The following is a 7,455-nucleotide window of genomic DNA, read 5'->3' on the forward strand; positions in this document are numbered from 1 at the left end:
ACCATACGATCCACAAAATTTTTGCTCATTTAAATGCAAAATGCACCAATCTGCAAATATCGATTGATGCATTTTATAAATAGTGAGCTTCGTCAAATTGACTTTAAACCCAGATACTTAAACCTGCTCACGTTGTAGTAAATTTTGCAAACATGGGGAATGGAATAAATAACCTTGATACATACCACGCAATGTTTTCAGCATCACCATCCCCCATAAAGCAATCAATAAGACCGAAAGTGCTAAACCACAGTTTACGATAAAATTAACCTGCAACTGATGCCCTAAATTAAGGATGGCAAGCGTAAATACACCGAGTGGAAATGTCAGCCCCCACCAACCTAAATTAAACGGTAAACCTGTTTTCACATGACTCAATGTAGTGAGAACAGCAATAGCAAACCACCACACACCAAAGCCAATAAGGATTAAACTACTTGCAATACCTGCATAGTGCAAAAAATCTGCTAAGCCATTTAAATGATAGGCTTGTAAAATATGCGGTGCTTGTGCGCCTAAAACGAGTAATGCCAATGCTCCTGTTCCTATTGGACCAAGTGCCAACCAACTGCTGATCGCAAGCTCTTTACTTGGAAGCTGATGCAAGGCTAAACGCAACAATAAAATCGTCAAAATCGCAAATGCAGGTAACACTGACATGCCCCACAAAATGTAGCTACCAAATAAAATACCTAAAGTGGTCTGTCCCACAGCCAAATGTTGAAGCAATAAACCTCCGCTCGCTGCCGTAACTTCACATGCAACAATCGGTAGTAGCCACATCGCAGTCATGGTTTTTAACTCATGCTTTTGGCGACTAAACATTAAAAATGGAACAAAAACACCAATCAGTACCGCCAAGAATACATCGACATACCAAAGCATTTGTGCAATCTGTATAGCAATATCACCATATAACACTACACCAAACTTTAAGAAACCATTGATAATGGTCGCAAGTCCCATGGGAATTGTACCCAAAAACAATGCCATACTTGAGTGAGTAAAAATTTGTCGTGCTTCATGCGGATAAATAAGCCATCTCAATATATAGAGCACGCTAAATAATGAAAATAACACTATATTCATTTGCCATAATAAAGTCGCAAACATATTAATCGACTGTGCGAAGACAGAAAATTCAGCTAAAATCAATGCCACAACACCCGTCCCCATGGTGACAGTGAACCAGTTTGGTGTGAACTGTCGAATTACATCATGTCGTTGTTTAAGTTGATACAAAGGCTTTTTCATCGTCTGAACCTCTTAAGTCGATGTTTATATCTTACAAACATTTTATAATAAATAAAATTGATTAATATTTATTAAATGAATCAATTTAATTGATATAAAACTCAATAATTCAAAAAATATTTTGAGTAAAAACACAACAACAAGACGAATCTGTGAGAATATGGCAATATATATCCTTTCAAATTTAAGCCTATTTTGAAATCATGAAGCTGTTACGTTTAAATGCTTTAGCCACTGACTTACAATTGCCCGAAACCGCAGTGACGATCGGCAATTTTGACGGTGTCCATTTGGGTCATCAAGCCATGATTTCTCAGCTTCAGCAATTTGCTGAACAGCGCCATTTAAAGACAATGGTGATGATTTTTGAGCCACAACCGCTCGAATTTTTTAAAGGTTATGATGCCCCACCTCGAATCAGTTCATTACGTGAAAAAGTAGAATATTTAGCTGAGCTTGGTGTTGATTATGTTGCGATTGCTAAATTTGACAATCAATTCCGTAGTTTAAGTGCAGAAGCATTTGCCGAAGTACTCAAAAATAAACTCAATGCACAAAGCCTTATCTTAGGTGACGACTTTCACTTTGGCAAAGACCGTCAGGGCAATAGCGATTTTTTAAAACAATATGGCTTTGATGTCACTAATCTTAAGACTGTTGAATTTGATGGTGATCGGGTCAGTTCAACACGCATTCGCCAAGTCTTACAACAAGGTAATTTAAACCTTGCAGCCAAATTACTTGGTCGTCCTTATAGCATGACAGGTCGTGTACAATATGGCGACCAGATTGGTCGTACATTGAATTTCCCAACCATCAATGTACGTATGAACCGTCATAAGCCTTGTTTAAATGGCATTTATGCGGTGGAAGTCGCATGTGAAACCACACCATTGGCAGACAAAGTTCGTGCTGCGCACCCTGAATTACACGGTGTTTCAGGCTATCATGCGCAAACACTTTTTGGTGCAGGGCATGTCGGCACACGACCAGCTATTAAGCAGGAACATCCAGAGTGGCGATTGGAAGTACATTTCCCCCAAGTTTCTGCTAATCTGTATGGTCTATTAATGCGGGTAACTTTCCTCGACTATTTACATGGCGAGTTAAACTACCCTTCGCTTGAAGCACTTCAAGCAGGAATTGATGATGATGTCGTGAAGCTCCTTGAGTTTCGCCAAAACACCCCCAAATTCCCTTTATAAACTTAACTATTTTTCTTGTAAAACGTGTCAGCAATGATGCTGATAATATTGGATGACAACTTGCATGAGCGATAAGCAAACTACTGAAAATGCAGTAGATTATAAATCTACGCTAAACCTGCCGGGTACTGAATTTGCAATGAAAGCAAATCTTGCAGTACGTGAAGCGAAATGGTTGGAAGAGTGGTATGCCGACAACATTTATCAGCAGATTCGTACATCGCGTATTGGCAAGAAAAAATATGTTCTGCATGACGGTCCTCCTTATGCCAATGGTCAAATCCATTTGGGTCATGCAGTCAATAAAGTCTTAAAAGATATCATTATCAAAAGCCGTATTATGGATGGCTTTGATGCACCATACGTGCCAGGTTGGGACTGTCATGGTTTACCAATCGAACTTAAAGTTGAAGAAAAAGTCGGTAAAGTTGGCGTTAAAGTCGATGCCTCAACTTTCCGTAAAGCCTGCCGTGAATATGCGTATACACAAGTCGAATTACAGAAAAAAGACTTTGTTCGTATGGGCGTGTTTGGCGATTGGGACAATCCATACCTGACAATGAACTTCAAACAAGAAGCTGATATTGTTCGTTCTGTCGGTGAAATTGCCAAAGCAGGTCATATTGAACCGGGTCTAAAACCAGTCAATTGGTGTTTAGATTGTGGTTCGTCATTGGCTGAAGCTGAAGTTGAATATGAAGATAAAAAATCGGATGCGATTGATGTTGGTTTCACTGTCGTTGATCTTGCTGATTTATCTGCACGTTTAGATCTAACCGTCACTGATTCAACTGACATCGTGATTTGGACAACGACGCCTTGGACGCTTCCAGCTAACCAAGCGGTTGCCCTACACGCTGAAATAGAATACCAATTAGTACAAGCAACAGGTGAAAATAAAGTTGCTCAAAACCTTATTCTTGCTAAAGATTTAGTTCAATCTGCAACTGAACGCTATGGTTTTGAAGCATTTGAAGTACTTGCTGATTTTGTCGGTAGCAAACTTGAAAACTTACAATTACAACATCCTTTAATTGCTGAACGCCAAGTGCCTGTGATTTTAGGCGAACACGTTATTGCAACGAGTGGTACAGGTGCTGTGCATACTGCGCCTGGTCATGGTGTGGACGATTATAAAGTTGGCTTAATCTACAACTTAAAAGTGGATAATCCAGTTGGTGGTAACGGTGTATATTTGCCGACTGCGCCAATTTTTGCAGGTGAGCACATTTATAAAGCCAATCCAAAAATTATTGCGACACTGACTGAGTGCAGTAAACTTTGGGCACATGTAGTGATTAAACACAGCTATCCACATTGCTGGCGCCATAAAACACCGATTATTTTCCGTGCAACACCGCAATGGTTCATCAGCATGGATGCACAAGGCTTACGCCAAAAAGCACTCAATGCGATTGAAAATGAAATCAGCTTCGTGCCTGATTGGGGTAAAAACCGAATTCAATCAATGATTGAAGGTCGTCCTGATTGGTGTATTTCACGTCAACGTACTTGGGGTGTGCCAATTCCATTCTTTGTACATAAAGATACGAATGAACTGCACCCTCGTACACCTGAATTGATTGAAGAAGTTGCTCAATTGATTGAAAAAGAAGGGATTGATGGTTGGTACAACCGTGACGCAAAAGAGTTCATCGGTGATGATGCTGAATACTACAACGCTATCCGTGACACGCTTGATGTATGGTTCGACTCAGGGACTACACATTACGCAGTATTACGTGAACGTGAAGAACTGACTGATCCTGCTGATTTGTACCTTGAAGGTTCAGATCAACACCGCGGTTGGTTCCAATCATCATTACTTACATCAATTGCAATTAATGAACGTGCGCCTTACAAAGGCTTATTGACTCACGGTTTTGTAGTCGATGAAAAAGGGCGTAAAATGTCGAAATCCATCGGCAATGTGATCACGCCACAAGAAATTATTAAAGATATGGGTGCAGATGGCTTACGTTTCTGGATCGCATCTGCGGATTACCGTTATGAAATGACCGCAGGTAAAGAGATCTTTAACCGTGCGTCAGATGGATACCGTCGTATTCGTAATACCCTTCGTTTCTTGCTTGCGAACTTAAATGGTTTTGAGCCATCAAATGATTGCTTAGCGATTGATGATTTAATTGCACTTGATCAATACATCTTGCAACGTGCAACTGAAGTTCAAAAAACCATTCAACAATCCTACGAAGAGATGAATTTCCATCTTGTGACCAATGCTTTAACCAATTTCTGTATCAATGACTTAGGTGGTTTCTATTTAGACATCATCAAAGACCGTCAATACACGACTAAAGCAGATTCTCAAGCTCGTCGTTCTGCACAAACTGCGTTGTATCATTTGGTACAAGCTTTTGTCCGTTGGATGGCACCAATCTTGACCTTTACAGCACAAGAGGCTTGGCCACTGATTCCAGGTCAAACTGAAAAGTATGTGTTCACAACAGAATGGTATGATATTCCTGTTGCATCTACAGAAAACGTCGTGACTGAAGCTGAATGGCAAACTTTGATTTCAGTAAAATCTGCAGTAAATAAATTTATCGAAACAGCACGTACAGCAAAAACTGTCGGTTCTAATTTATCTGCAAAAGTTGAACTTTGGGCAAATGAAGAATTGAAAACTGTACTTGACCGTTTAGGCGATGAATTACGTTTTGTTTTGATCACCTCTCAAGTGATCGTCAATACTTTTGATGAAACTCAAGGCGAAGCTTCTGATCTTGACGGTTTACGTGTTCAAGTTTCAGCAGCTGAAGGTGAAAAATGTGCACGTTGTTGGCATGTACTCCCAGATGTAAATACACATCTAGCACACCCAGGTCTTTGTTGTCGTTGTATTATTAACCTTCCTACAGGTCAAGGCGAAGAGAGAAAGTATGCCTAATCCAGAAAATAAGAAGGGATTATTCCAATTCTACCCACACAATTTAGTGTGGGTGGGTTTATCCATTGTCGCAATTATTTTGGATCAATGGACAAAATGGATTGCCACTGAACATCTAATTTATGGTCAGCAAAATCCAGTATTGCCCTTTTTAAATTGGACATTATTACATAACTATGGCGCAGCCTTTAGTTTCTTGTCCGATGCTGGTGGATGGCAACGTTATTTCTTTACAGGTCTTGCAGGTGTTGTTTCCATCATTTTTTTATTTTGGTTAATGCGTATGCCAAAAAAAATGATGGTTCTACCTGCTGCCATTGCTTTAATTTTAGGTGGTGCCGTCGGTAATCTAATTGACCGAGTAAGTTTGGGTTATGTCGTGGATTTTATTCATTTTTACTACAATAACAGCCACTTCCCTGCCTTTAATATTGCAGATAGCGCCATTACCTTAGGTACCATTTTATTACTTATCGATACCTTCTTTTTAGAAAAGCAACGTATCCAGCGTGCGGAAGCGCAAAATGACTGATTTAATTCATCCAAATGAAGAAACCCGTGTTGCAGAAGGCTCTAAAGTTGATCTGCATTTTTCTGTTGCCATTGAAAATGGTGTAGAAATTGATAACACACGCAGCCGTGAAGAACCTGTCAGCCTTGTTATGGGTGATGGTAGTTTACTCGCAGGTTTTGAAAAAGCACTCTTTGGTTTACGTGCCGGTGATCGCCGCACAGTAAGCCTTCCTCCTGAAGATGCTTTCGGTCCATGGAATGCTGAAAATGTACAAAAATTTGATACTGTAAAGTTTGAACAGCGCCCTGTCGAAGGTCACATGATCGAATTTGAAGACAAAGCAAAACAAAGCCTATTTGGTGTGGTGAAAACAGTAGGAGAAGACATTACTGAAGTGGATTTCAACCATCCATTAGCAGGTAAAAATATTACTTTTGAAGTTGAAATTTTCAAAGTGACACCTGCAGGTCAACAAGGTATTAAAATTTTATAAAGTCATTTTAAATGGCTAAATATCTATTAAAAAAGCTCCTTTCGGAGCTTTTTTAATTAAAACAAATCAATACTTTCAATATATTTAAAATCAGACTAATTTAAATCAATGAAATTTCCCTATTCTAAAGATCAATTAGGACTCAAAATGAATATTCAAATTATCGTGGGCAGCATCCGTGAAGGACGTGTTGCAATTAAAGTTGCAAAATGGCTGAAAAAAGAAATTCAAAACCTTGAATTTAGCACAATAAATGTTGAAATTTTAGACTTAAAAGAATGGGATTTACCATTTTTTGCAGGTAAATACTCCCCTGCTAGCGGTATTTATGACCAACCAAAACAACAAGAATGGGCAGATAAAATTGCTTCAGGGGATGCATTTATTTTCATCAGCCCTGAATATAATCAAGGCTACAGCCCTGTACTTAAAAATGCACTTGATTATATTTATAAAGAATGGCATGGAAAACCGTCTTCTTTCATTAGCTATGGTGGTAGCAATGGTACAAGTTCGATTGCACAAATACGCCTTATATGTGCAGGTTTAAGTATGATTGACTCAAATGCCGTGATTCAATTACGAGATATTTTCAGTCGTACCCATGGAGAAAGCTTTGAAGGAAATGAATTTGACAATAAAGCAGTTAAATCTGTGGTCAATAAATTGATTCAATATAGTAATGTCTAAGCACTTTATTATTAATGTAAGCTATAGCCTACAAGTATTGCTGCAACAAACAACTATTCGTACTTCATTATCAATCGTATTCTACTTGTATAGGGAACAGGAAGTTTCCCAGACAAAAAACAACAATAATTAGTCTAAGTAACAGGAAGTAAGGTAGAACAGGAGTTTACCTAATACATGTATATAAAGAGAACCTCATCAGGAAGATGGGGTTCTTTTTTTTTATTACGCAGTTTTTATGAATTGAACCTTATAAGTTCATTAAATACTCAACAATCTGTTGCTGATCGGCCATTTCAGCGAGCTGTAAGGCTGTATATTCACTTTTATAATGTGCATCTGCGCCTTGCTGAATAAGTAATTGAACAATCTCGAAATAACCATTTTC

Annotated in this window: 7 protein-coding genes; 5 read left to right on the forward strand and 2 right to left on the reverse strand. The window is 38.8% G+C overall.

Annotated elements, in window-relative coordinates; translation table 11 throughout:
• Positions 1–117 precede the first annotated feature (117 nt).
• Entirely contained in the window at positions 118–1,254 is a 1,137-nt protein-coding gene (locus ACK2M2_RS11480; protein WP_419348547.1) for a TDT family transporter, read from the reverse strand.
• 203 nt (positions 1,255–1,457) lie between these two features.
• Between ACK2M2_RS11480 and ribF the strand changes: the two genes are divergently transcribed.
• The 5 genes from ribF to ACK2M2_RS11505 all read left to right on the forward strand — a co-directional run bounded on the left by ribF (position 1,458) and on the right by ACK2M2_RS11505 (position 7,067).
• On the forward strand, positions 1,458–2,459 hold the full coding sequence (ribF, locus tag ACK2M2_RS11485; RefSeq protein WP_419348550.1) for a riboflavin biosynthesis protein RibF: 1,002 nt from the start codon (positions 1,458–1,460) through the stop codon (positions 2,457–2,459).
• Positions 2,460–2,523: 64 nt separating this feature from the next.
• Positions 2,524–5,370 carry an isoleucine--tRNA ligase gene (gene ileS / locus ACK2M2_RS11490; RefSeq protein ID WP_419348553.1) on the forward strand — a complete coding sequence of 949 codons (2,847 nt, stop codon included), beginning with the start codon at positions 2,524–2,526 and terminating at the stop codon, positions 5,368–5,370.
• Positions 5,363–5,902, forward strand: coding sequence for a signal peptidase II (lspA, locus tag ACK2M2_RS11495; RefSeq protein ID WP_409512182.1), 540 nt, complete (start codon positions 5,363–5,365; stop codon positions 5,900–5,902). The genes ileS and lspA overlap by 8 nt, the downstream gene beginning before the upstream one ends.
• Entirely contained in the window at positions 5,895–6,377 is a 483-nt protein-coding gene (locus ACK2M2_RS11500) for an FKBP-type peptidyl-prolyl cis-trans isomerase (protein WP_409512181.1), read from the forward strand. The genes lspA and ACK2M2_RS11500 overlap by 8 nt, the downstream gene beginning before the upstream one ends.
• Positions 6,378–6,524: 147 nt before the next feature.
• Positions 6,525–7,067: an NADPH-dependent FMN reductase gene (locus ACK2M2_RS11505; protein WP_419348557.1), complete on the forward strand. Its 543-nt coding sequence runs from the start codon at positions 6,525–6,527 to the stop codon at positions 7,065–7,067.
• A gap of 250 nt (positions 7,068–7,317) precedes the next feature.
• Here ACK2M2_RS11505 and ACK2M2_RS11510 read toward each other — a convergent pair.
• Positions 7,318–7,455: ankyrin repeat domain-containing protein (locus ACK2M2_RS11510; RefSeq protein ID WP_419348567.1), on the reverse strand; the 138-nt coding region annotated here is incomplete at its 5' end.

It is taken from the genome of Acinetobacter sp. TY1, assembly GCF_048551395.1.
GTDB lineage: Bacteria > Pseudomonadota > Gammaproteobacteria > Pseudomonadales > Moraxellaceae > Acinetobacter.